Origin of the sequence: Streptococcus sp. HMSC061D10 (assembly GCF_001808865.1) — a bacterium.
In the GTDB taxonomy this organism is placed as follows: domain Bacteria; phylum Bacillota; class Bacilli; order Lactobacillales; family Streptococcaceae; genus Streptococcus.
Window position 1 is genome coordinate 408 of the sequence record NZ_KV795025.1, and the last position, 274, is coordinate 681.

A 274-nucleotide genomic window follows, 5' to 3' on the forward strand; every position below is an offset into this window, starting at 1 on the left:
TAAGACTCTTGAAACTGTAAGCAACGATGCGGCTGGTAACGTTAAGTTCAAAGCTCTTAAATTCAAGAAGGGTGAAGAAGGCGTTCACAACTACACTGTTGAAGAAGTAGCTGGAACAGACGCAACTGTAACATACGACACAATGAAAGCGAATGTAACAGTTACAGTTAAACACGACGGAACAGCTAAAGTTCTTGTGGCAACTGTTGGCGACATCGCTGATAAAGAGTTTAACAACCGTGTCACTCCTCCAGAAGAACCTAAGTTCCAACCA

General features: G+C 42.7%; 1 protein-coding gene. It reads left to right on the plus strand.

All coding sequences use genetic code 11. The features are described 5' to 3' along the window. Positions 1-274, plus strand: a 274-nt coding sequence (locus HMPREF2728_RS08670; RefSeq protein ID WP_148130303.1) for a Spy0128 family protein, incomplete at both ends; no start/stop codon positions are given.